The 23,353-nt window shown below is 65.6% G+C and carries 17 protein-coding genes and 2 pseudogenes; 9 read left to right on the top strand and 10 right to left on the bottom strand.

Going from position 1 to position 23,353, the window contains the following annotated elements:
• Positions 1 to 543 precede the first annotated feature (543 nt).
• Positions 544 to 1,911: a TIGR03808 family TAT-translocated repetitive protein gene (locus ACFFWD_RS17000; protein ID WP_376967076.1), complete on the top strand. Its 1,368-nt coding sequence runs from the start codon at positions 544 to 546 to the stop codon at positions 1,909 to 1,911.
• On the opposite strand, the gene ACFFWD_RS16995 is transcribed toward ACFFWD_RS17000, so the two are convergent.
• From ACFFWD_RS16995 to ACFFWD_RS16980, 4 genes are all read right to left on the bottom strand, one after another.
• On the bottom strand, positions 1,912 to 2,394 hold the full coding sequence (locus ACFFWD_RS16995) for a TIGR03809 family protein (RefSeq protein WP_376967074.1): 483 nt from the start codon (positions 2,392 to 2,394) through the stop codon (positions 1,912 to 1,914). It abuts the gene before it with no gap.
• Between the two features lie 501 nt (positions 2,395 to 2,895).
• Positions 2,896 to 4,635 carry a S8 family serine peptidase gene (locus tag ACFFWD_RS16990; RefSeq protein WP_376967072.1) on the bottom strand — a complete coding sequence of 580 codons (1,740 nt, stop codon included), beginning with the start codon at positions 4,633 to 4,635 and terminating at the stop codon, positions 2,896 to 2,898.
• Between the two features lie 37 nt (positions 4,636 to 4,672).
• Positions 4,673 to 5,380, bottom strand: coding sequence for a hypothetical protein (locus tag ACFFWD_RS16985; protein WP_376967070.1), 708 nt, complete (start codon positions 5,378 to 5,380; stop codon positions 4,673 to 4,675).
• Complete coding sequence (locus tag ACFFWD_RS16980) at positions 5,377 to 5,946, bottom strand: sigma-70 family RNA polymerase sigma factor (RefSeq protein WP_376967068.1); 570 nt, start codon at positions 5,944 to 5,946, stop codon at positions 5,377 to 5,379. The genes ACFFWD_RS16985 and ACFFWD_RS16980 overlap by 4 nt, the downstream gene beginning before the upstream one ends.
• A 427-nt stretch (positions 5,947 to 6,373) precedes the next feature.
• Here ACFFWD_RS16980 and ACFFWD_RS16975 point away from each other — a divergent pair.
• Positions 6,374 to 7,521, top strand: a pseudogene (locus ACFFWD_RS16975) (GGDEF domain-containing protein).
• A 71-nt stretch (positions 7,522 to 7,592) separates the two neighbouring features.
• Entirely contained in the window at positions 7,593 to 8,699 is a 1,107-nt protein-coding gene (locus tag ACFFWD_RS16970; protein WP_376967066.1) for a DUF2336 domain-containing protein, read from the top strand.
• Here ACFFWD_RS16970 and ACFFWD_RS16965 read toward each other — a convergent pair.
• Positions 8,696 to 9,334, bottom strand: a complete 639-nt coding sequence (locus ACFFWD_RS16965; protein WP_376967064.1) for an NrsF family protein — start codon at positions 9,332 to 9,334, stop codon at positions 8,696 to 8,698. The genes ACFFWD_RS16970 and ACFFWD_RS16965 overlap by 4 nt on opposite strands.
• A gap of 2 nt (positions 9,335 to 9,336) precedes the next feature.
• Complete coding sequence (locus tag ACFFWD_RS16960; RefSeq protein WP_376967062.1) at positions 9,337 to 9,882, bottom strand: sigma-70 family RNA polymerase sigma factor; 546 nt, start codon at positions 9,880 to 9,882, stop codon at positions 9,337 to 9,339.
• A gap of 317 nt (positions 9,883 to 10,199) precedes the next feature.
• Here ACFFWD_RS16960 and ACFFWD_RS16955 point away from each other — a divergent pair, with 317 nt between their 5' ends.
• Both ACFFWD_RS16955 and ACFFWD_RS16950 read left to right on the top strand, forming a co-directional pair.
• Entirely contained in the window at positions 10,200 to 10,838 is a 639-nt protein-coding gene (locus ACFFWD_RS16955; RefSeq protein ID WP_376967060.1) for a prolipoprotein diacylglyceryl transferase, read from the top strand.
• Between the two features lie 129 nt (positions 10,839 to 10,967).
• Positions 10,968 to 11,747: an enoyl-CoA hydratase gene (locus tag ACFFWD_RS16950; protein WP_376967058.1), complete on the top strand. Its 780-nt coding sequence runs from the start codon at positions 10,968 to 10,970 to the stop codon at positions 11,745 to 11,747.
• On the opposite strand, the gene ACFFWD_RS16945 is transcribed toward ACFFWD_RS16950, so the two are convergent.
• A complete protein-coding gene (locus ACFFWD_RS16945; protein WP_376967078.1) occupies positions 11,744 to 13,606 on the bottom strand; it encodes an acetyl-CoA hydrolase/transferase C-terminal domain-containing protein in 1,863 nt (620 codons plus the stop codon). The two genes, ACFFWD_RS16950 and ACFFWD_RS16945, sit on opposite strands and share 4 nt — an antisense overlap.
• A 231-nt stretch (positions 13,607 to 13,837) precedes the next feature.
• Here ACFFWD_RS16945 and ACFFWD_RS16940 point away from each other — a divergent pair, with 231 nt between their 5' ends.
• Both ACFFWD_RS16940 and ACFFWD_RS16935 read left to right on the top strand, forming a co-directional pair.
• On the top strand, positions 13,838 to 15,256 hold the full coding sequence (locus ACFFWD_RS16940) for a TolC family outer membrane protein (protein WP_446680520.1): 1,419 nt from the start codon (positions 13,838 to 13,840) through the stop codon (positions 15,254 to 15,256).
• Positions 15,257 to 15,376: 120 nt separating this feature from the next.
• A pseudogene (locus ACFFWD_RS16935) lies at positions 15,377 to 16,332 on the top strand (amidohydrolase family protein).
• Positions 16,333 to 16,338: 6 nt separating this feature from the next.
• Here ACFFWD_RS16935 and ACFFWD_RS16930 read toward each other — a convergent pair.
• From ACFFWD_RS16930 to ACFFWD_RS16920, 3 genes are all read right to left on the bottom strand, one after another.
• Entirely contained in the window at positions 16,339 to 19,467 is a 3,129-nt protein-coding gene (locus ACFFWD_RS16930) for an efflux RND transporter permease subunit (RefSeq protein ID WP_376967054.1), read from the bottom strand.
• A 30-nt stretch (positions 19,468 to 19,497) separates the two neighbouring features.
• A complete protein-coding gene (locus tag ACFFWD_RS16925; protein WP_376967052.1) occupies positions 19,498 to 20,742 on the bottom strand; it encodes an efflux RND transporter periplasmic adaptor subunit in 1,245 nt (414 codons plus the stop codon).
• Positions 20,743 to 20,894: 152 nt separating this feature from the next.
• On the bottom strand, positions 20,895 to 22,286 hold the full coding sequence (locus ACFFWD_RS16920) for a CoA transferase (protein WP_376967050.1): 1,392 nt from the start codon (positions 22,284 to 22,286) through the stop codon (positions 20,895 to 20,897).
• Positions 22,287 to 22,504: 218 nt separating this feature from the next.
• Between ACFFWD_RS16920 and ACFFWD_RS16915 the strand changes: the two genes are divergently transcribed.
• Complete coding sequence (locus ACFFWD_RS16915) at positions 22,505 to 22,792, top strand: hypothetical protein (RefSeq protein ID WP_280976912.1); 288 nt, start codon at positions 22,505 to 22,507, stop codon at positions 22,790 to 22,792.
• A gap of 100 nt (positions 22,793 to 22,892) precedes the next feature.
• Positions 22,893 to 23,353, top strand: a 461-nt coding sequence (locus ACFFWD_RS16910) for a hypothetical protein (protein ID WP_376967048.1), incomplete at its 3' end; no start/stop codon positions are given.

Genomic DNA, 23,353 nt, shown 5'->3' with positions numbered 1-23,353 from the left:
TTTTTGTTGCACGGGACCCATGGGTGCGATCGGCACCCGGCTTTCCCTGCGCCCTCTGCTCTTAGAGGGTGGAACGAGACGCAAAGCTCGGGCGAAACGCGTCGCGAGAATGCGGACTTGTATTCCTTCAATTGTCATGCCCCGCGCATGCGGGGCATCCAGTACGCCGCGGCCTCTCGACTCAAGCGCTGACGCCTCTGGAATACTGGATCACCCGCATGCGCGGGTGATGACACCGCGAATGGGCTGTTTGATATGTGAATCCGAAATCTCACCCCCCGTCATTGCGAGCGGAGCGAAGCAATCCATGTCCCCACTTGCGGAGGTATGGATTGCTTCGTCGCTTCAGCGCAAAATTGCTTTGCAATTTTGTCGCGAGCTCCTCGCAATGACGCCGGAGAGAGCGATCGCTGCACCCGCGATTAACCCTACCGCCAACAATCGTCTCGTTCCATCGGCGCGTTCACCATGCTGTGCCGCATTTTCGCGCTACGTAACGAGCGCGAACGCCACCGCTCGCATCTTCAGCGAGGGCCATCCATCATGGACGTCAACCGCCGCCATCTCATCGGAGCATCCGTCGGCGTCGCCGGCGCGCTTGCCATGTCGCCTGACGCCGCGCGCGCTGCGCCGTCGGTTGCCGCGCTCGGCCGCGACGTCACGCAGTATGGCGTCCGCCCCGGCAGCCCCGAGGATCAGACGCGGAATTTGCAGCGCGCGATCGATGACGCCGCGCGCGCGCAGGTGCCGCTGGTGCTGCCGCCCGGCGTCTACCGCACCGGACCGCTCCGCCTCGCGGCAGGCAGCCAGCTGATCGGCGTGCGCGGCGCGACCAGGCTCGCGTTCAACGGCGGCATGTCGCTGTTGTCGGGCGAAGGCGCCGGCGGCATCGGCCTCACCGGCATCACCTTCGACGGCGGCAAGATCCCGCTGCCGACACGGCGCGGCCTCGTGCATTGCCTGTCCGGCCGCGACATCCGCATCACCGACTGCGAGTTCGCCGGCAGCGGCGGCGCCGGCATCTGGTTCGAGCAGGTGTCGGGCGACGTCAGCAACAACATCTTCACCGACATCGCGACCACCGCGCTGGTGTCATTCGATGCGCTCGGGCTACTGGTCTCGCGCAACACCATCAAGGGCACCAACGACAACGGCATCGAGATCCTGCGCACCGCGATCGGGGACGACGGCTCGATCGTCGCCGACAACCGCATCGAGGACATCAAAGCCGGCCCCGGCGGCTCCGGGCAGTACGGCAACGCCATCAACGCCTTCCGCGCCGGCAACGTGATCGTGCGCGGCAACCGCATCAGGAATTGCGACTACTCGGCGGTGCGCGGCAACTCGGCCTCCAACATCCACATCACCGACAACAGCGTCAGCAATGTCCGCGAGGTCGCGCTGTACTCGGAATTCTCGTTCGAGGGCGCCCTCATCGCCAGCAACACCGTCGACGGCGCCGCCGTCGGCGTCTCAGTCTGCAATTTCAACCAGGGCGGCCGCATCGCGGTGGTCCAGGGCAACATCATCCGCAATTTGATCCCGAAGCGGCCGATCGGCACCGCGCCCGACGACGATGCCGGCGTCGGCATCTATATCGAGGCCGATTCCGCCGTCACCGGCAATGTGATCGAGAACGCGCCGTCGTTCGGCATCGTCGCCGGCTGGGGCAAGTATCTGCGCGACGTCGCCATCACCGGCAACGTGATCCGCAACGCCTTTGTCGGCGTCGGCGTCTCGGTCGTGCCGGGCGCCGGCACGGCGCTGATCAACAACAACATGATCTCGGAGACGCCGCGCGGCGCCGTGGTCGGGCTCGATCACGCCCGCGCCGTCACCACCGACCTCTCGATCGGCGGCGCCCAGCAATATGCGCAGCTGATGGTCGGCTCCAACGCCGTGCGGCGCTAGCTAAAGGGCGTTGCGCAGCAGCGGATAGCGCGACTCGATCGCGGCGAGGTCGAGCACCGGCAGCGCGGGAACGTCGATCTCCGGTTCGATCTCCGGCGCGTCGGCCACAATGGGAGTGTCTTCCAGCACCGCCGTCGCGGTCTCGAACGCAGCCGTGACCGCCGTCATCGCCGCTTCGGCCAGGGCCACCCGCTCGGGCAGCCGTTCCGGCGCTTCGGCTCGCGGCGTGCCGCGCGGAGGCAAAGGCAATCGTCCACGGCCGAGCCAGGACAGGTCGATCGGCGAGTTGTCGAGCGACGCCTCGCGCAGCAGGAGCCCGCGCCAGGTCTCAACCGCGGCCCGCGCTTCCCTGACGTTTTCGAGAAAGGCCTGCTCGGTGTGATAGCGGCGCCAGCGGCCGGTTTCGAACAGTTCGGTGAGGTGCTCCAGCCTTTGCGCGGCGAGGTTGCACCAGCGTGCAACGATCTCCTGGCCCCTGGCCACGTCGGTCCGATGTGTCATTCAAAGTGCCCGCTAGGAAAGAGACGGACGCAGACGCAACCGAACCGAATCAACTGGACGTGACAGAGATATTCTGTGGAAAAGGTAAATAAAGTCTAACTAAATTCTTAATTGGCGGCGGCCGATCACAGAAGTCCGCACCACTAGGGGGGGCGCGATGGCGGGCAGGATTTCGCCGAAACTAGGTCGCGCAAGCGCGGCGCCATCGTTGCCGACGAGGCAGCTCGGGCCGGCATCGTTCATCACGCAAGGCCGGCGCAAGCCGAGGCACACCCCCAAAATGAAAGACCCGTCCGGGGGGACAACCGGACGGGTCAAAGCCATATGGGCGCTTGGGGTGGATGGGCGCTCGCGCCTGATACAGCCTATGGGGAGGGATAACCGCTCCCACATTCATAAGTCGCGACAGCCCCGCGAACGTTCAAACGTCGGTCGATTTTTTTAACCTTTTCGCTACGGGTTCCGCGGCGCAGTTCAACGCGATCAACGCCGGAAATCACTGCGTGGCGGCGCGATTGGCGTCTTTGCTGCGGATTTGTCCGACGCCATCGACGGCGCCACGTCGTTCAGTGCCCTGCTCACGGAAGTGTTATTGCCATCGGCCGCCTTCGGCTCCGACTTGTCCGAGGCTGCGGCCACCGGAACCGCCGATGCGGCAGCCGCGGCGGTGACGGCGGCAAAGGCGTCGGCCTCGCCCGCCCCGAACAGATCGTCGCGGCCCGGCGCACCGAGATCGCGGGCCGTATTTGTCAGGATCGCGCGCACCTCGTTCGGCTTCAACGCCGGATTGCGCTCCAGCACCAGCGCAGCGATGCCGCTGACAAAGGCGGCGGAGAACGAGGTGCCCGAAGTCATCTGGTACTTGCCGTCGGGCGCCGGCAGCAGGATGTCGGCCCCCGGCGCCGCGAGCGCGATGTAGCTGCCGCGGTTCGACGCGGCGAACAGCCTGTCCTTGGCATCGGTGCCGCTGACCGCGATCACGTTGGGATTGGCGGCGGGATAGAGCGGCGGCGATTTCGCGCCGGCGTTGCCGGCGGCGGCGATCATCACGATGCCCTTGGCTGCGGTCGCGGCCACGCCGCGCTCGATCAACGCGTCCTTTGGACCGGCAAAGCTCATATTGACGATCTGCGCGCCGTGCTGCGCCGCATAGTCGAGGCCTTTGAGGATCACATAGGAGGTGCTCTGGGCGCCGCTCGCGGCCGCCCCGAACGCACGGATCGCCAGGATTCGCACCTCCGGCGCGCTGCCCATCAGCTTGGCGTGCGCGGCAATGGCGCCGGCGATGCCGGTGCCGTGGACGTGCGGCCCTTCCTTGCTGCCGAGCGCATCGAACGTGTCGGCGACGGTGTTGGCCAGTTCCGGATGGCTGGCGTCGATCCCGGAGTCGATCACGGCGATGGTCACATTCATGCCGCGCGCCAGCGTGTGCGCCTGCGGCAGGCGAAGCTGGGCGAGCGCATATTGCGCCGCGTCACCCTCGCTCGCGGCGGCCTTCTGGTCCTGCAGCACGTAACGGAAGTTGGGTTGCACGGAGCGAACGCTGCCGTCGCCAGCGAACTCGCGGCTCACCAAGTCCGTCGGTCGATTGTCGGTGATGCGGAACAGCCCGATGGTCGCCCCGATCAGCGGGAAGTTCTGCGACGCGATCCGGGTCAGGCCATGACGCCGCGCAAGCTCGTCGGCTTGCGCGTCGGTCAATGCGCCATCGATCTCCGCCACGAATTCCTTTGGCTCGGCGCGCAGGTTGAGCGCGCTCTGTGCGCCATTGTCACGGCCACCGCCGGCGCCGCCCTTGCCCGATTTGCCCTTGCCGCTGCCGCCTTCGATCAGGGCAACCGGCCGGTCGTAGCATTCGCCGTCGCGGCCGCGATAGGCATAGTCGCAGGCGGGGTACAGGTTCGGTGAGTAACGCGCATAGGGCAATGCGCCGCCGGTCGCCAACCGCGAAACCGCCCCGATCCGCGATACGGTCGTGACATGGGGTGTCGTCGGCGTCGTCCGCGCGACGACAGTCGTGCCTACCCTGCCCACGGCATTGGCGCCGACCCTGCCGGCAATGTTCGGATTGATCCGCGGCGCGATCGAGACGCGCGAGTCCACCCGGATCGTGGGCGAGCGCATGAAGCCCTGCGCTTGGGCGGCCAAGCCCGTTAGCGGCAACACCGCCATGGCGACCGCCACGGCCGCGCCCTTCCGCCAGCTCCGGCAATCACGGACCATCGCGACCTCGACTCGACGCAGAACGATCAACCGCCGCTTACGGCGCTTCCACCGCGAGGCTGACAATCTTCTCCTTCTGCAGCCTGGCGATCAGCGCGGCGACGTCGCTCTTGCCCATCGCGCCGTTGCCGAGCTGCAACCGGAACAGGCCGCCCTTGGCGCCGACGATCGAGGCCTGGTAGTTGTCGAGCAGCGCCGTGATGTCGGCGACCTTCGCATCGGGAGTGAAGCGCACCAGCATCTGCGGCGGCGCGGCTGCACTGCCAAGATCGCGGGTGATCGGCCCACCGCGTTCGCTCATGTCGAGCGAGGCGGTCTGGAACGAGGCGGGCTGGTTCTTCATCAGCACCGTGCCGATCACGCCCGCTTGCAGCAGCAGCGCAATCGCTCCCAGGCTGGCCGACCATGCCAGAGTGCGGGGCGTCAATTTCGCAAAGAACTCGGAAATGCCTGCCGAGATGCGCGACAACATCGCCGGCTTCTGCTCAGGCTCGGCATCGATCGCCGCAAACAGCTTCTGCATGGCGCGCGCCGACGGCGCGCCCAGACTCTCATTGAGGTGAATGGTCTCCGCAAACTCGTCGCGGATGACTGCATATTGCCTCGCCAAATCGGGATCACGCGCAAGCGCGTCCTCGACACGGCGCGCGTCACGCGTATTCAGCGTGCCGGCTGCGTGCCAGGGCAACAGCATTTCGATTTCGCTGGGCTCTTGTTCCAGCATCTTCTTGCCCGCAGCCATCATGGCCAACCTCGCTCGATGCCGGCTGCCTTCAGCAGCTCGGCAAGTTTTTTGCGCGCGTAGAACAGGCGCGTTTTCACCGTATTCTCCGGGATGCCGACGATCTCAGCCACTTCTTCCACGGACTTCTCGTGATAGTAGACAAGATCGACGATCTCCCGGTGTTCCGCAGACAATGCCGTCAGGCACTTACGCAACGCGTCCCCGGTATCCTTCTTCTGTACCGCGGTTTCCGGATCGTCGGACGTATCCTCGATCGCGTTCGCGGCCTCATCGTCCAGTTCGGCGTCCTTTCTGCGCCGGAGCGCAGACAGGGCCTTGAACCGGGTAATCGCCAAAAGCCAGGTTGAAACGGCGGATCGGCCTTCGAACTTGCCCGCCTGACGCCATACATCGAGGAAGACTTCGCTGATGAGGTCCTCCGCAACCTGTTCGTCGCGCACGAGCCGCAGGCCGAAACGAAACACCCTGACATGGTGCCGTCCGTACAGCACCTGCATGGCGAGCCGGTCGCCTTGAGCGATCCGAGCGATCAGAACGTCGTCTGAAGCCGCCTGTGTCGCGCTCAATGGCCGTCTCGCAAGGTTGGTCGGAGGGAGGTGGCGCGCGGTTCGACGCGCGAGGCAAGATTCTTCACATTACGGCAATGTGCAGGCCGCATGTGTGATCCGGGCCACAGTCGGCCATCGGATCGCCAAAAAAGTTGCGAAAGTGGACGAGACCCAGGAAACGGTACCATAATACTGAAACACTTTCTCTGAGACCGCACCTCAGGTGCGACCATACCAAGGCTACGCCAGCAAGCCAGCTCCCGCTCGCCGAGCCTGCCGTCGAACCCGCCTCCAGGAGCAGGTCTGGACGCGCGCCGAGAGCGGATTTCCCTTGCGAAACAAGGACAATTGCAGAGTTCGAACGAAGCAGATTCGGTTCCAAAAGATACCAAACCTAAAGGCTTTCCCACGTAGATTTTTGCCGGCTTCCACCACTGGCGAGATCATGGGCATCGCTGCGTCGTCATTTCTCGGCCCGACCGCGGGCGCACTGGAGAACGGGCGTCCCACGCTGACGGCCGAGCGCCTGGCACGCCGGGCCAGGCAGCGCCGCCAGATCCAGTCGATGATCGCATCGTGCTTCGTGCTCGATGCCGTGGTGCTCCTTACCTATGCCTATGCCGGGACGACGTCGGTTGCGGTCGCGACCGCCTATGCCCTGAGCGGCCTCGCTTTGGTGGCGCTTTACGTGCTGTTGTCCGAGCGCGGATTCAACGAGCGCTTCCGCGATCACTATCTCGTCGCACCGCAATCGGCCATCAACATGGTGAACCTCCTGGTGTTCACCTACATCGCGCCGGAAGTCGGCGTCTCTTCCTCTGCAACCTGTTCGTGGTGTTCGGCTTCGGCGCGCTGCGCACCTCGGCGCGGCAGACCGCCGCGGTCTGGACCGTGATGGTGGCCGGACTTGCCGTGCTGTTCCTGTGGACCGACCGGCCGATCGGCATGCCGACGGGCACGAAGATCGAGCGTCTCGCCACCATGCTAGTATTCGCGCTGACCATCGGGCGCTGCATGTTCCTTGGAATCCTCTCGAGCTCGGTCCAGCAGTCGCTCTATCAGAGCGGCGTGAAGCTCAAGGAGGCTTACAAGCGCATCGAGGAGCTCGCCGAACTCGATGAACTGACCGGCGCGGTCAATCGCCGCAGCATCATGCGGATGCTCGAGGAGGAGATCGCACGCTGCGCCCGCAACGGCAGCTCCTGCGCGGTGGCGCTGATCGACCTCGATCATTTCAAGCGCATCAACGACGTCTTCGGCCACCCGACCGGCGATGAGGCGCTGCGGACCTTCGCCATCAGCATGTTCGCCAACATTCGCAGCATCGACCGCTTCGGCCGCTACGGCGGCGAGGAGTTCCTGCTGGTCCTGCCCGATCTGTCGCAGGACGACGCGATGCGCGCGCTCGAGCGGCTGCGCGCGATCATCGCCGATCTCGACTGGAGCGCGTTCTCGCCGGGCATGAAGGTGACGATCTCCGCGGGCGTCACGACGCTGCGTCCGAACGAGAGCTCCGACACATTGCTCGCACGCGCCGACGGCGCGCTCTACGCAGCCAAGGCACGGGGACGCAACCGCATAGCAAGTGCCTGACCACCGATTTTCCGCAACCGGCGTCGGAGAAACCGCCGCCAACCTGCCTATTGATACTCCAGGATAGAGTCATGAGTTCGAAGTCCGCGACCGCACCCGAAAGCCTGCTCGACGAGCTGCAGACCACGCTCGCCCACGGCACCGTCGCCCGCCGCGTCGAGACGCTGCGTCGCGTCACCGACCTCTTCATCAACGGCTCGGTGGACTATTCGGACCAGCAGATCGGACTGTTCGACGACGTCTTCCAGTGCCTGCTCGACCATATCGAAAGCTCGGCCAAGGCTTTGCTCGCCAATCGGCTCGCACCGATCGACACGGCGCCGCCGCGGACAATCCGTACGCTGGCGTTTGACGACCTGATCGAGGTGGCGGGCCCGGTGCTGGCGCAGTCGACGCGACTCGACGACGAGACCCTGATCGAAACCGCGCGCAGCAAGAGCCAGGCGCATCTGCTCGCGATCTCGACCCGCAAGGCGCTCAGCGGCGCCGTCACCGACGTGCTGGTGCTGCGCGGCAATGACGAGGTGATCCAGAGCACGGTCAACAATCCCGGCGCGGAATTCACCGAGCGCGGCTACACCCGCCTGGTCAGCCGCGCCGAGGGCGACGACGACCTTTCAACCTGCGTCGGCCTGCGCCCGAACATCCCGCGACATCTCTATCTCAAGCTGGTGGCAAAGGCGTCCGACACCGTGCGGCAGCGGCTCGAGGCCGCCAACCCGCAGCAGGCCAAGGACATCCCGACTGCCGTCAAGGAAGCGACCCGGCGGGCGCGCTCGGCGCCCAGCGCGGTGACCCGCGACACCACGATCGCGCATGCCCTGGTCAAATCCCTGTTCCAGGACGGCCGCCTCGACGAATTCCAGCTCGCGTCATTTGCCGAGGCCGGCAAGTTCGACGAGACCAATGCCTCGCTCGCCGCGCTCGCCAATGTCGCGGTCGCGGTCGCCGAGAACATGATGATCGAGACCCGCGCCGAGGGCGTGATGATCCTCGCCAAGGTGTCGGGGCTGTCGTGGTCGACCGTGCGGGCGATCATCAACCTGCGCGACGAGATCTCGGGCTCTGAGCCGACCGACCTGCAGGCCTGCAAGGAGACCTACGAGCGGCTGCGGCCCTCGACCGCGCAGCAGGTGCTGCGCTTCCACCGCATGCAGCAGTCGGCGCCGGCGGCCTAATACCTCAGCACCCGCGCTCCCGCGAGCGCACCGACCGCCGTCACCAGCGCGATTGCGATCGTGTACCAGGTCGCTACGAACAGCGGGGAATCGTCAGTGCAGTGTGACGCATAGAGCGTCGCGGCGAGCCCCGCCGACAGCATGCCGGCGATCGCGCCGGCAACAGCGGGCCGCGCCGGCGCCCCCTGCCTGAGACCATAGAGCGCACCCGCGAGCAGCGGCAGCGACATGGCCGGGATCGCGCTCATGCACACTTTCGAATTGTGGCCGACGAGGCGCGTCATCATCGGCGCACGTTGCGGCATCATCATCTCGCCGCTGATCCCGGCGACCAGGATTCCGGCAGGGATCAACAACCACCAGCCGAACCCGCGCAACGAGGCTTCCGGCCGCGATAGATGCAGGCTGACCGCAATCGCCGAGGCCGCGAGCGCCAGCGTGACCGCGAATTTCAGGTCGAAGAACGGATTGCGCATCGCGGTCATCACGTCAGGGCGGACGCCGAGCTCGGTGAAGAACATCAAGAGCGAGACCGGTGCCGCCGCGAGCAGCGCCAGCATCAGCGCAAACCCGACCGGTCGCGCGCGATGCGCGTTGTCGGCAGCCAAGGTTCGAATGAGTTGATCGGTATCCATGCTCATTGGTCCCGCAATTTCGCTGTCAGGCTCGCCAGGCCGCGATGCAGCGCCACCCGCACCGCGCCCTCGCTCATCGAGAGCTTCGTAGCAGTGTCCTTGATCGAGGCGCTCTCGACCGCGATCGACTGCAGCACGTCGCGCTGACGCGCCGGCAGGGTCTGCAACTGCCCCGCAACCTCGCTTGCGGACGCGGTCGGCTCGGCGGCTTCGCCCGGCAGCGTTTCGGCGAAGTCGTCGATGTTAACGAAGATCCGCTTGCCGCGGCGGCGCAGCGCATCGATCAGCTTGTTGCGCGCGATTGCAAACAGCCACGGCGCAAACGGAGCATTGATGTCCCAGGTCTGCCGCTTCAAATGCACCGCCAGCAAAATGTCCTGCACGATGTCCTCGGACTGATCGACCGGTTGTCCCGCGCGCGCCAAGCCCCGGCGCGCCGCCGCGCGGAGCACCGGTGTGACGGCCTTGAGCAGGCGATGATACGCCGCACTGTCGCCTGACATGGCCGACCGCATCAGGCCGGTCCACTCGTCCTCACGTTCGCGCACGCGCGCTCCTGAATTACAATTCGGTCGATCTTTCAATTTGTTACGCCGGCGGCACAAGATCACGAAGTCGTGATATCAGGCCTCGGCGCGGCAGCATTGGCGACCGTTTCGCGGAGAATCGTCGGGCGGTTCCCGAGCCTTGGCTCATAACATCGATCGGACCGGCAAGCACGATGCTCATGCCGCACCCCGCTTCGCGGCAGGAAATTGCCCCGTTTTCGCCCCGCGCAGCCCGAAGATTCCCTTTTTCTGCCCCTGTGTGGACACGCAGCGGGGTCTCATTTCGAAACGGGACCGGCAAACGGGGAGATTGCCAAATGACAATCAAAGCCAGCGGGCGCTTGGCCTTGATGATTGCGACAGCGCTTTTTGTGTGTCTTGCCGGGCCGTTACCGGCGAGCGCAGCCGGCTCGGATACCGCCGCGTCGAAATCCGACAGCGCAGCGACCGGAAAATCGGCCCGACAGAGTTCGCGGCAAGGCAAGCGCGATGTGCATCGCGAGTCGTCCAAGACCGCCGATAAATCCTCCGAGACCAGCAAGGCCGGCGCCGATGCCGGCAAATTGACGTCGGCCGGCATTCCGAGCGCGGTCGCCAACGCCAATGCGGAACTGACCGCCGGCGATACGGCGCTGTCCGCGAAGGCCGACACGAAGCTCGCCGCGGCCGACAAGCCGGCCGCCGACAGCAACGTGGTCGCCGAAGACCAGCTCAACGACCTCGATCGCGCCCTGCAGCAGACGCAATCAGATGAACAGCAGCAGGCTCCGGTGGCCCAGCAACAGGCTCCGGTGCCCCAGCAGCAGACGGTGGCGATGGCCCCGGCCAAGCCGGCGCCGGTCCTGGCGAGCGGCGAAAGCACGAGCCTGGACCAGACGTCGCTGATCGGAAAGATCTTCATCGGCTTCGGCGCTCTGCTCACGGTCGCCTCCGCCGCACGCATGTTCATGGCGTAGCCGGGTGCAATTTGACGTGGGAGGCCGCACGGGTAGCGTCGCACCGCACCCGGCACCTCCATTCAGCCACTTGAAGCGCACCCCGCCAGCGGGCACATTGCCCGCCAAATCAGGTACGGGGTTGCGGCTATGTCTACGTTCGAATTCATCATTGTCGAGAGCAAGGGTCCGGTCGGCGTCATCACGCTGAATCGGCCGAAGATGCTGAATGCGTTGTCGTTCGGCGTGTTCCGCGAAATCGCCGCGGCGGTGGACGATCTCGAGGCCGACGACAAGATCGGTTGTATCCTGATCACCGGCAGCGAGAAGGCCTTTGCCGCCGGCGCCGACATTAAGGAGATGCAGCCGAAGGGCTTCATCGACATGTTCAACAGCGACTTCACTTCGATCGGCGGCGACCGCGTCGCCAGGTGCCGCAAGCCGACGATCGCGGCGGTTGCCGGCTATGCGCTCGGCGGCGGCTGCGAGCTGGCGATGATGTGCGACATCATCATCGCCGCCGACACTGCGAAATTCGGCCAGCCGGAGATCACGCTCGGCACTATTCCGGGAATCGGCGGCACGCAGCGCCTGACGCGGGCGATCGGGAAATCCAAGGCGATGGACCTCTGCCTCACCGGGCGGATGATGGACGCCGCCGAAGCCGAGCGCTCGGGCCTGGTGTCACGCATCGTTCCCGCCGACAAGCTGATGGAGGAGGCGCTCGCCGCGGCCGAGAAGATCGCATCGATGTCGCGCCCGGCGGCCGCGATGGCCAAGGAGGCGGTCAATCGCGCGTTCGAGACGCCGCTGTCCGAAGGCATGAATGTCGAGCGCAATCTGTTCCACGCGACCTTCGCACTCGAGGACCGCGCCGAAGGCATGGCGGCGTTCATCGAGAAGCGCAAGCCGGTCAACAAGAACCGCTAAGGCGCCCGGCTGCGTTGCAGCGCTGCGGTCACGAGCGCGCGGTAGGCGCGCTCGGTGAAGTGCGTGGGCTTGTCGAGCCCGAGCCGCGCCAGGCATTCGCGGTCGGCGGCATCAGGCGGATGGGTCATTCCCTGCCAAAGCAGAGCGGGCAGGTGCAGCGGCGTGCGCTGCATCTCCTGCAAGATCTGCAGCGCCGGGATCAGCCGCTGCTCGACTTCGGTGAAATCGCTCCCGAACGGAAATGACGGCAACAGCCCCGCCTCGCGCGCGGGCTTCAACGCGTCGCGGATACGCTCCGGATAGTTTTCGCGGTGGGCGGCAGGTATCTCGAAATCGCGCCGCAGCTTGCCGGCTTCCTTGGCCTGTCGCATCAGTTCGCCCTGGAAGCGGGAATCCGACACCTGCAGCATCGCCGCGATAACGTCGGTGTCGGATTTGCCGCGCACGTCGGCCACGCCATATTCGGTGACGAAGACATCGCGCAGGTGCCGCGGGATCGTTTCATGCCCGTAGCTCCAGCGGATGTTCGATTGCGCGCCCTTGCTCGCCTGATGGGTTGCTTCCAGCGCCAGCACCGAGCGCGCGCCCTGAAGCGCGAACGCCTGCGCCACGAAATTGTACTGGCCGCCGACGCCGCTCACCACCTGCCCGCTCTCGAGCCCGTCGGAGATCGCGGCTCCCAACAGCGTCGCCATCATCGTATTGTTGACGAAACGCGCGTCGACACGAGCGCGTCGCTTGGCATCCGCATCGTCGAAGATCTCGTTGGTGAAGGACACCGGCATCATCTGGATTTGCGCACGCGCTTCGTCCGTCATGTCGCGCAGCGCGCGATAGAACGACTTCGGCCCGAGGAAGAACGCGCCGTGCAGGATCACGCCGTCGACCTCGCGCTTGAGGACGCCGGCATCGATCAGGCCGAGGAATGCCTCGAACACCATCTCGCTGACGCCGTAGAGCCCCGTCTCGAACGGCCCGGTTTCGAGCGCTGCGCGTCGGCCGGTCCCGGGCGCGAGCCGCCGCATGATGTCCTGGAATTGCGTATTGTCGCGATGCCGGACGACGAGCCCCTGCGCCAGCGCGTCGCCGACCTGGCCGATCCCGATCTGCAGCGTGCCGCCGTCGCGCACCAGGCCCGCGGCATGCAGCCCGATCGCATATTTGGTGTCGCTGATCGGCTCGGACGGTGGCGCAAACAGCGGGAAGTCAGTGTCGGGACTGTCGAGCACCGCGGCAAATTCCCTGGCCGGCAGATCGCCGGCCCCGGGCATGAACGGCAGCTCGGAATTGACCTGTGCGATCAGCCGGAACGACGCGCGCCCCTCCTTGCGGGCGCGCAGGACCTCGAGGGTCGTATCGGTGTTGCAGCTCAGGCTGTAGCGCGTCTCGCCATCGACGACGCGTTTGGCGACGAGCTGAGTGACGACATTGAGCCCGCGGGACAGCAGATAGGACACCGCGTGGGTGTAGTTCGCCGAGATGTAATGCTGCTGCGCGAACGGCTGATGTAGCCATCGCCCGGCGAGGAAGAAGAATTCGATCACCTTGACGTTGGGCGGCAAGGCGCCGGCATGCAGCGCTTCGGCGTAAGCGAGATCCGGATAACCGCCGAACAGCCGATCGATCACCGGGCCGATGAAGCGTCGTTCCAGCAGGTTTTTCGGCTTCGGCTTTTCCAGCGTCAGCGCCGACAGCAGTGTCAGGTTGATGTCAGGATCGGCAGCAGCCCGCGCATAGAGCGCGTTGACGATGTGGTTGGCCTTGCCGAGACCGAGCGGCAACCCGACCACGAGATCGGTTCCGACGTCGCGAATGATGTCGTCCGCAATCGCCTCGGGGTCGGAGAAGATCTTCGGCATCAGGAACGGACCGGCGGGGCTGTGGACAACCGACGTTGTGAATCGGCGGCTCAAACTTATACTTCATCTGAACGTCATCTTCGCCTGTGACGAACCGGCAACAGACAAGAATTGAATTCATGTGCAGATGTCGCGCGGCGGTTTGCAAGTGGCGGCACGGCCCCCTAAACAGGTAGATGTGTCGAAGGCGTCAGCGGGGGGCGGACTGCCGGAGTTTGGTTGCGGGATCACATGGTCGGGCGTGCCGCGAGGGTTGGCAACGAGAGAAGGCGCGTACTGTTGTCGGGCATTGGCCTTGCCGCGCTCGCATCCGTGTTTATGACCATTCCAGCGGCCCGCGCCGAGACCCTGCCCGAAGCGCTGGCCAAGGCCTATCAGACCAATCCGCAGCTCAACTCCGACCGGGCGCGTCAGCGCGGGACCGACGAGAACGTGCCGCAGGCGCTGGCGGGCTACCGGCCGCAGGTCGCTGCGAGCCTCTCGGCCGGCCTGCAGGCGGTACGCGATCTGCTTCCTGGCAATGTGATCCAGGGCGCGACCCTGAAGCCCTGGCAGATCGGGCTGACGGTGACGCAGACCCTGTTCAACGGCTTCAAGACCGCCAACAGCGTGCGCGTGGCCGAGTTGCAGGTACAGTCAGGCCGCCAGGCGCTGCGCAATGTCGGCCAGGGAGTGCTGCTCGACGCCGTCACGGCTTATACCAACGTGCTGGCCAACCAGTCGCTGGTCGAGGCGCAGCGCGCCAACGTCGCGTTCCTGAGGGAAACCCAGGCAATCGCGCAGCGGCGCCTCAACGCCGGCGACGTCACACCGACCGACACCGCACAGGCCGAGGCCCGGCTCAACCGCGGCCTTGCCGACCTCAATGCCGCCGAGGTCAATTTCGCGGTCAGCCAGGCCACCTATGCGCAGGTGATCGGCAACGCACCGTCGCAACTGCGCCCTGCCGAGACCGTCGACCGCCTGCTGCCGCGCAGCCGCGAGGATGCGATCGCGTTTGCGTTCCGCGAACATCCGGCGGTGATGGCGGCAGGCTTCGATGTCGACGTCGCCTCGACCCAGATTCGCGTCGCCGAAAGCAGCCTGATGCCGAACGTCACGGTGCAGGGCAGCGTCAGCCGCGCCCGCGACACCGATCCGACGCTCGGCACGTTCGGCACCGACCAGGCCTCGGTGATCGGTCAGGTCACGCAACCGATCTATGACGGCGGCACCGCAGCCTCGCAGACCCGGCAGGCCAAGGAAGTCGCGACACAAAGCCGGCTCGTGCTCGACCAGGTCCGCAATCAGACCAGGACCGCGGCGGTCAGCGCGTGGGTCGCCAATGAGGGCGCCAAGATCGCTGTGGCGGCGGCCGAATCCGAAGTCAAGGCTGCGACCATTGCGCTGGCCGGCGTGCAGAAGGAAGCCGCCGGCGGCCAGCGCACCACGCTCGATGTGCTGAACTCGCAGCAGGATCTGATCAACGCCAAGGCGCGGCTGATCGGCGCGCAGCGCGACCGCGTCGTTGCTTCCTACACGCTGCTCAGCGCGATCGGACGGCTCGACGTCAAGACGCTCAATCTGAACACGCCGGACTATCTGCCCGAGGTCCATTACCATCAGGTCCGCGACGCCTGGCACGGCCTGCGCACGCCGTCCGGAAAATAGCCCCGCAGCCGCCCGGCCCTTCCCGCCCGCAGCATCCCCCGATAACCTCCCGCCCGCCGGCGACGGATAACGCCGGAGCGCTGACAGCGCTTAACAATGGAGCACGCAGGGAGACGTCCAATGCTGACGCGACGCAGTATGATGCTTGCCTCCATCGCGGCGTGAGCAACACCACATTCGCCAAGGCCGCGCAGCCGTCGACGGCTGTGAATTTCGACGTGCCGGCCGGAGCCTGCGACTGCCACACCCACATCCATGGCGATCCCGAGAAGTTCCCGTTCTTCGCCGGCCGCGTCTATACGCCGGAACCGGCCTCGCCCGAGGAGATGAGCGCCCTGCACAAGGCGCTGCACGTCGAGCGCGTGGTGATCGTGACGCCGAGCGTCTACGGCCCCGACAATTCGTCGACGCTGTTCGGCATGACGGCCCGCGGCGCGACGGCGCGCGGGGTGGCGGTCATCGACGACAAGACCAGCGAGAGCGACCTCGACACCATGCACAAGACGGGCTTCCGCGGCATCCGCCTCAACCTCGCGACCGGCGGCGTCAATGACCCCAATGTCGGCCGGCAGCGCTTTGCCGCGGCGGTGGAGCGGATGAAGGCGCGCGGCTGGCACGTGCAGATCTTCACCAGCCTCGCGATGATCTCGGCGATCAAGGAATTGGTCGCCGCCGCTCCCGTGCCGGTCGTGTTCGACCATTTCGGCGGCGCCGAGGCCGCGCTCGGCGTCGAGCAGCCGGGATTTGCGGACCTGCTTGCGCTGGTCAAATCCGGCAAGGCCTATGTCAAGATCTCCGGCGCCTATCGTGCCTCCAGACTTGGCCCCGACTATCCCGACGCCGCGCCGCTCGCGAAGGCGCTGATCGCCGCCAACCCCGCGCGCATCGTCTGGGGCACCGACTGGCCGCATCCGGATTCGGTGACGCCGCCGGCCAGGAAGGTCACCGACGTGACACCGCTGTTCCAGATCGACGACGGCCGCCTCCTCAACCAGCTGCCGCTCTGGGCGCCGGACGCCGCGGTCCGTAAGGCCATCCTGGTCGACAACCCCGCACGCCTCTACGGCTTCACCTGACCTCGCCTAACGCTCGCGCGGCCGGCGCGAGAAGTAGGAAATCAGGACAGGCAGCGTGATCAGGATCACGAGCGGCGCCAGCATCATGCCGGTGACGACGACGATCGCGAGCGGCTTCTGCACCTGCGAGCCGATACCAGCCGACACCGCCGCCGGCAACAGGCCGACGCCGGCGACGACGCAGGTCATCAGCACCGGACGCAGCTGCAGCTCGCCGGTGCGGATCACCGCGCGGATGCGGTCGTAGCCCTCGTCGATCAGCTGGTTGAACTGCGACAGGATGATGATGCCGTCCATCACCGCGATGCCGAACAGCGCGATGAAGCCGATCGCCGCCGACACGCTGAACGGGATGCCGAAGATCAAAAGCCCGAGCACGCCGCCGAAGATCGCCATCGGGATCACGCTCATGGCCAGCAAGGTGTCGACCATCGAGCCGAAATTGAGGAACAAGAGCACCGCGATCAGCACGAGGCTGATCGGCACCACGATCGACAATCGCTTGACCGCATCCTGCAGGTTACCGAACTCGCCGACCCAATCCAGACGCGAGCCCGGCGGCAACTGGACCTGCGCGCCGACCTTCTGCTGCGCCTCCAGGATCGCGCTGCCGAGGTCGCGATCGCGCACCGAGAACTTGATCGGCAGGTAACGCTCCTGCTGCTCGCGATAGATATAGGCGGCACCCGAGATCAGCTTGATGGAGGCGACCTCGCTCAAGGGAATCTGCGTGATGCCACCGCTCGTGCTCGTCACGCCAACGCGCAGGTTCTGGATCGCTTCCGCGCTCTTGCGGTATTCCGGGGCCAGCCGCACGATGATCGGGAAATGCCGGTCGCTGCCGGGCTCGTAGAGGTCGCCGGCGCTATCGCCGCCGACCGCCACCTTGATCGTGGCGTTGATGTCGCCAGGCGACAGGCCGTAGCGCGCAGCGCGGGCGCGATCGATGTCGATCTGGATGGTCGGCTGGCCGAGCGAGGTGAACACCGCAAGGTCGGTGATGCCCTGCACGGTCGACAGCACGGACTTGATCTTGTTGGCGGTGTCGGTCAGCGCCCGCAGGTCACTGCCGTAGAGCTTGATCGAGTTCTCGCCCTTCACGCCCGAGACCGCTTCCGAAACGTTATCCTGCAGATATTGCGAGAAGTTGAACTCGACGCCGGGAAACTTCTCCTGCAACTGCGCCAGCAACTGCGCGGTGAGCTCGTCCTTGTCGTGCGTGTTCGGCCATTCGCTCGCAGGCTTCAGCGGCGCAAAGAACTCGGCATTGAAGAATCCCGCAGCGTCGGTGCCGTCATCGGGGCGGCCGTGCTGCGACACCACCGCTTCGACCTCGGGACGGCTGCGGATCAGCTTGCGCATCTCGTTGACGTAGGCGTTGCCCTCCTGCAGCGAGATCGTCGGCGGCAGCGTCGCGCGAATCCATAGATTGCCCTCCTCCAGCTTGGGCAGGAATTCGAGGCCAAGGAAACGCACGGAGATCCCGGTCATGACGACGAGGCCGACGGCACCGACCATCACGAGCCTGCGGTTCGCGATCGCCCAGTTCAGGACCGGCAGGTAAATCTGGTCGAGCTTCTTGACGATCCAGGTCTCGGTTTCGTGGATATGCGCCGGCAGGATGATCGCGCTCAGCGCCGGCGTGATCGTGAAGGTCGCCAGCAGCCCGCCCGCCAATGCATAGGCATAGGTCCGCGCCATCGGCCCAAAGATGTTGCCCTCGACGCCGCCCAGCGTGAACAGCGGTATAAAGGCGGCGACGATGATAGTGGCGGCAAAGAAGATCGAACGCGAGACGTCGGCCGCTGCCGACAGGACCGCATGGCTCTTCATCCCCATCATCGTGTCTTCGGAGATGTGGCTCTCCTCGGCCTCCGACAGCGCGATGGTCTGCGACAGCCGCCGGAAGATCGCTTCCACCATGATCACGGTGGCGTCGACGATCAGGCCGAAGTCGATCGCGCCGACCGACAGCAGATTGGCGGATTCACCGCGCAGCACCAGGATGATGACGGCGAAGAACAGCGCGAACGGAATGGTGGCGCCGACGATCACCGCGCTGCGGAGGTCGCCGAGGAAGATCCACTGCAAGAGCACGATCAGGAGGATGCCGACCACCATGTTGTGCAGCACGGTGTGGGTGGTGAGGTCGATCAGGTCTTTGCGGTCGTAGATGCGTTCGATCTTCACGCCTGGCGGCAGGATCGAGGAATTGTTGATCTGGTTGACGAGCTGCTCGACGCGGGCGATCGTCGGCGAGCTCTGCTCGCCGCGGCGCATCAGCACGATGCCCTGCACGATGTCGTCGTCATTGTCGATGCCGGCGATGCCGAGCCGCGGCTTCTCGCCGACGGTGACGGTGGCGATATCGCGGACCAGCACCGGGTTGCCCCCGGATTGCGACACCATGGTGTTGCTGAGGTCCTCGATCGACCTGATCAGGCCGACGCCGCGCACCACGGCCGATTGCGAGCCGATATTCACGGTGTTGCCGCCGACATTGATGTTGGCGTTGCCAACCGCCTGCAGCACCTGCGGCAGCGTCAACCCGTTGGCGATCAGCTTGTTGAAATCGACCTGCAGCTCATAGGTCTTGGTCTTGCCGCCCCAGCCGGTGACGTCGATCACGCCCGGCACGGCGCGGAAGCGGCGCTGCAGCACCCAGTCCTGCAGCGTCTTGAGGTCGAGCACGCTGTAGTTCGGCGGTCCTTTCAGGCGGTAGCGGAAGATTTCGCCGATCGGACTGACCGGCGAGATTCCCGGCTGCACACCGCCCGGGAGCGGCGCAAGTTGCGAAAGGCGGTTCAGCACCTGCTGCAGCGCCTCGTCATAGGTGTAGTCGAAGGAGAACTGCAGCTTGACGTCGGAGAGGCCGTACAGCGAGATGGTGCGGATGGTGCGCAGGTTCTTGATGCCGGAAACCCCGGTCTCGATCGGGATCGTGATGTAGCGCTCGATCTCCTCGGCCGAGAGGCCAGGGCTTTGCGTCACGATGTCGACCATCGGCGGGGTCGGATCGGGATAGGCCTCGATGTTGAGCTGATTGAAGGCAACGAGGCCGCCGATCACGACGGCAACCAACATGCCGAGCATGAGGTAGCGGCGGCTGACAGCGAGTTCGACGAGACGATCCATTCAGACCGGGGCTTTCAACGGGCGTGGAAATTACGTGCCGGACGCGGCGCGGTCGATGAAGAGGCTTCCCTTCGTCACGATCTGCTCGCCCGGCTTAAGATTGCCGACGACCTCGACGAGGTCGCCATTGGTCAGGCCGGGCTTGATCTGGCGCAGCTCGATCGTCTTGTCGTCGCGCGCGACCCACACCCGAACCTGGTCACCCTCGTAGATCAGCGCCTGCTTCGGCACGCCGACCGCCGCATGATCGCTCGGCGAATACAGCGTCACATTGGCGAACATCTCCGGCTTCAGCCGAAAATCCTTGTTGTCGATGGTGGCGCGGACCAGCAGACGCCGCGAGGTGGAATCGATCGCGGCGGCGACGTAGTTGATGCGCGCGGTCAAAACCTTGCCCGGCAGCGCCATCACGCTGAAGCTGACGTCCTGGCCAACAGCGACATTGGCCGCGTCGGATTCGCGGACATAGGCGATCAGCCAGACGGTGGAGAGATCGCCGATCACATAGACGGGGTCGCTGGCGCCGGTCGAGACGTACTGGCCGGGCCCGGCCTTGCGCTGGACAACGGTGCCACCGAGCGGCGCGAACACGGTGGTCTCCGGATTGAGACGGCCCTTCTGCCGCAGCGTGGTGATGGCGTCGTCGCCAAAGCCGAGGATGCGCAGCTTGTTCTGGGCCGCTTCCAGCAGCGTCTGCGCCGAGCGCGCGTCGTTCTGCGCCTGGATCAGCGTCGCCTGGGCCTGCTGATAATCCTTCAGCGGGATCGCCTTGCCCTCGGACAGGTCCTTGGCGCGCTTCTCCTGGATCTGCGCGAGATCGAGCGCCGACTGCGCCTTGTTGAGGCCGGTCATCGCCGCGATGTAGTCGTTCTGGGCCTGCACGGTGTCGGCGGCCTCGATCACGAACAGCGGCTGGCCCTTCTCGACGGTGTCGCCCGGCCGCACCAGCAGGCGGGTGAGGCGACCGGTATAGGGCGAGAACACCGGGGTCGAACGATCCTCGTCGATCCCGATCTTGCCTTCGGTGACCAGTTCGGCGCGGAAGGCGCGCTCGGTGACCGGCTGGAAGGTCAGGCTGGCCCATTCGGCCGCCGTCGGGGTGTAGCGCGAGCCTCCCTTGCGGGACTGGCTGGACACTTCCGAATGGTTCTGCTTGGCCGCACTGAGATGCGTGAAGCCGTAGGCGCCGGCTCCCGCCAGCGCCGCCAACACCACCACGACCGCCAGTCGCGTACGGCTAAGGCTCTGCATTCGCTTGGTAAACTCTTTCAGCATCGGTCCGCAGGTCGTCTCGGTAATGGCTTCCGGCGGGACTGTCCCAGCGGTGCGCTAATAGTGCCGAATTGACGTTTCAAACAACCTAAAAAACGCGGTTCGGCGGGGTGTTGTGCCTAAAGTTGGGCAATCCTGAACATCGACTGAATGCCTCATCCGGGCCATTCCGGGGGGTGGCTCCCGAGCGGCATGGCCGGCCGGGCCCAGAAGGCCGGGGTCTTCGACAGCATGGCGGCATGCCTGACCGCGCTGAGCTCGCCGAAGCCTGACGGAACCGCCTCAATGAACGGCAGCACCGCATCGGCCTTCAGGTCCGCGGTCGCGTGGCCCCCGGCGATGCGGCCGAGATCCCACAGCCAGCGCCCGGTCTGCGCCAGCGAGACCCGGACGTGCCAGCTACCGCCCTCGCGGGCCTGCCGCGCCTTCGCCATCATGGCGCCGAAGGCCATGAAGTAGCCGGTCGCATGGTCGAGCATCTGCGCGGGCAATTCCTTCGGACCGTCGACGCCTGCCGCCTGCCCTTCGGCATGGTTGAAGCCCGTCGCGGTCTGGACCAGGGAGTCGAAGCCGCGGCGTTCCGCCCATGGCCCCGCATGACCATAGGCCGAGAGCGTCACATAAACGATCCCCGGGTTAATACGGGCCGCCTCCTCCGGCGAGAAGCCGAGCTTTTCGATCGCGCGCGGACGGTAACCTTGCGAGACGATATCGGCCTGCGCGAGCAGGTCGCGCAACACGCGACGGCCTTCGGCGTTCTTCAATTCGACAAAGCTCGTCAGCTTGCCCCGCCCGGTGTCCATGGTGAGCCAGGGGATCGCAGGCAGGTCGGGGCCCGAGATCAAAAGCACGTCGGCGCCATGAGCGGCGAGCGTGCGGCCGGCGACGGGACCCGCGATCACACGCGACAGATCGAGCACGCGCAATCCCGCCAGCGGCCGGTCGCCGGCGGGCCACCGCCGCGGCGCGGCGTCGGCGATCTTCTCGATCGTGATCAGCGGCAATTTCGCCAGTGCCTGCGCATGCGGCGTCGCCGACCATTCGTCGTGCGGGCGCATCAGCGCGACGACGCCGCCCTCCGCATAGGCCGCGGTCTCGAACGCCTCGCCGTCCCATCGCATCAATGCGGCCTGGACGTCGTCGCGCTCGGCGTTGCAGCTCAACACCCGGCAGACGGCGTTGCGATGATGCGGAAAATTGGTGTGCAGGCGGACGAAGCGGCCGTCACCGGTCCGGTAGACGCCGGCGATCTTGTCCCAGGCCGGCGGCGGCGGCTTGTCGTCGAGGCGCAGGTAACGCTCGCTGCGACACTCGACGACGGCGTGGCGCATGTCGACGGCAACCTCCTGCGTCTGTCCGCTGCGCAGCCGCCAGATCTCGGCTGCGGCCAGGCCCGCCGCTGAAATCGAGGCTTGCGCCGCCGCGGCGACGCGAAACGACGACGGCAGTTGCGGCTCCGCACCTGTCAGCTTCACGTCAGCTAGCGCGGCGGGCGCGCCACCGGCCGCGGTCCAGATATCGGCAAGGATTTCACTGACGTCCTGCATGCGGATTCCCTTGTCCGGGTCGCTTATTCTTGCCTGAGCATGATGACAGAAAAGCGGTGCCGCACTTTCCCATCATGCTTAGGTCCAGGATCATAATGCGATTGAAGGGTATCGCATCATGATCTCATCGCTTTGTTTGAGCATGATCTTCTCGGAAAACCGGTTTCCACTTTTCCGGATCATGCTGAAGGCTCTGCCCGACCGGAACAGGAGTTGCAATGGCTGCCATCGATCCCCTCACCGCTGGCGGCGTTTTCCTCGCCACCGCGGCCACCGACGCGGTCTATGTCATGTTCACCTCGGCGGTGGTCGCCCGCAAGCGGGTGCCGGCGGCGACCTGGAGCAGCATCTGGTACCTGCTCTCGTCCTACGCCGTGATCAGCTACACCGAGAACTGGGTCTACGTCGCCTTCGCCGCGGCGGGCTCCTGGGTCGGCGCCTACGCATCGATCACCTTCCTGCACCGCCCGCCGGGCGGCCCACCGGTCGGCGCGGCGGTGGAGTAGTGTTGAGCCGGGTAGGCTCCTAATCCCGTCATCCCCGCGCAACGGCTTTGCCGTTGTCGCTGGAGGCGCCCGCGCAGCGGGCCTCGAAGGATGCACGGCCGTGCTGGTGGCCGTCGTGCTTCGAGGCTCGCTCCGCTCGCACCTCAGCATGACGGTGATGGAGTTGAGCGCGCCCTCCCAACTGTCATTGCGAGCGAAGCGAAGCAATCCATTGTGCCGCTTGCGGAGGCAATGGATTGCCACGGCGCTGCGCGCCTCGCAACGACGGGGTGAGTTCCTGATTCAACTGTCAAACAGCGATGAGGATGCGGGTCCGCATTCTCGCGACGTGAATCGCCCGAGGTTTACCTATCGTTCCGCCCTCTCCTCAAACAGAGGGCGCAGGGAAAGCCGGGTGCCGATTGCACCCGTGGGTCCGGTGCAGCAAAAAGCACCGGAGGTCGGACCACAGGTGAAACCGGAGCAGTCCGGCTTTCCCTGCGCGATGGTTTTACGGTTTCTTTCGTGCTCTCCCCGGCGAGACCGCTATCCGATTCACACATTTTCGAGCCTTAGAGTGGT

It is taken from the genome of Bradyrhizobium erythrophlei (assembly GCF_042430365.1).
Lineage (GTDB): Bacteria > Pseudomonadota > Alphaproteobacteria > Rhizobiales > Xanthobacteraceae > Bradyrhizobium > Bradyrhizobium erythrophlei.
The sequence above is the reverse complement of the archived record's forward strand: the minus strand, read 5'-3'. Positions and strand labels throughout refer to the sequence as shown.

Excerpts from the sequence above, each read along its gene's own strand:
- ACFFWD_RS17000 (WP_376967076.1), top strand. The coding sequence starts at position 544 with ATGGACGTCAACCGCCGCCATCTCATCGGAGCATCCGTCGGCGTCGCC.
- ACFFWD_RS16990 (WP_376967072.1), bottom strand. The coding sequence starts at position 4,635 with ATGGTCCGTGATTGCCGGAGCTGGCGGAAGGGCGCGGCCGTGGCGGTC.
- ACFFWD_RS16985 (WP_376967070.1), bottom strand. The coding sequence starts at position 5,380 with ATGATGGCTGCGGGCAAGAAGATGCTGGAACAAGAGCCCAGCGAAATC.
- ACFFWD_RS16970 (WP_376967066.1), top strand. The coding sequence starts at position 7,593 with ATGAGTTCGAAGTCCGCGACCGCACCCGAAAGCCTGCTCGACGAGCTG.
- ACFFWD_RS16965 (WP_376967064.1), bottom strand. The coding sequence starts at position 9,334 with ATGGATACCGATCAACTCATTCGAACCTTGGCTGCCGACAACGCGCAT.
- ACFFWD_RS16955 (WP_376967060.1), top strand. The coding sequence starts at position 10,200 with ATGACAATCAAAGCCAGCGGGCGCTTGGCCTTGATGATTGCGACAGCG.
- ACFFWD_RS16950 (WP_376967058.1), top strand. The coding sequence starts at position 10,968 with ATGTCTACGTTCGAATTCATCATTGTCGAGAGCAAGGGTCCGGTCGGC.
- ACFFWD_RS16945 (WP_376967078.1), bottom strand. The coding sequence starts at position 13,606 with ATGCCGAAGATCTTCTCCGACCCCGAGGCGATTGCGGACGACATCATT.
- ACFFWD_RS16940 (WP_446680520.1), top strand. The coding sequence starts at position 13,838 with ATGGTCGGGCGTGCCGCGAGGGTTGGCAACGAGAGAAGGCGCGTACTG.
- ACFFWD_RS16930 (WP_376967054.1), bottom strand. The coding sequence starts at position 19,467 with ATGGATCGTCTCGTCGAACTCGCTGTCAGCCGCCGCTACCTCATGCTC.
- ACFFWD_RS16925 (WP_376967052.1), bottom strand. The coding sequence starts at position 20,742 with ATGCTGAAAGAGTTTACCAAGCGAATGCAGAGCCTTAGCCGTACGCGA.
- ACFFWD_RS16920 (WP_376967050.1), bottom strand. The coding sequence starts at position 22,286 with ATGCAGGACGTCAGTGAAATCCTTGCCGATATCTGGACCGCGGCCGGT.
- ACFFWD_RS16915 (WP_280976912.1), top strand. The coding sequence starts at position 22,505 with ATGGCTGCCATCGATCCCCTCACCGCTGGCGGCGTTTTCCTCGCCACC.